1 tRNA gene is annotated in these 266 nt (G+C 45.5%); it reads left to right on the top strand.

What is annotated here, in order from left to right:
* Positions 1 to 82 precede the first annotated feature (82 nt).
* Positions 83 to 153 (top strand) — tRNA-Cys (locus tag QP381_RS09095).
* Positions 154 to 266: the final 113 nt, after the last annotated feature.

Raw genomic sequence — 266 nt, 5'->3', positions numbered from 1 at the left:
AATATTTGTAAACCACATATCTGACAAAAGACTTATATTTAGAATATGTGTGTGTATATATATAGCCATATATATATGGCTTCCCTGGTGGCTCAGATGGTAAAGAATCTGCCTGCAATGCAGGAGACCCAGGTTCAATCGCTGGGTCAGGAAGATCCCCTGGAGAAGGAAATGGCAACCCACTCCAGTATTCTTGCCTGGAGAATTCCATGGACAGAGGAGCCTGGCGGGCTACAGTCCATGGGGTAGCAAAGAGTCGGACATGA

It is taken from the genome of Pauljensenia sp. UMB6358 (assembly GCF_030216865.1).
Lineage (GTDB): Bacteria > Actinomycetota > Actinomycetes > Actinomycetales > Actinomycetaceae > Pauljensenia > Pauljensenia turicensis_A.
Note: the sequence above shows the minus strand (reverse complement) of the source record. Positions and strands in the feature narration are given on the sequence as shown.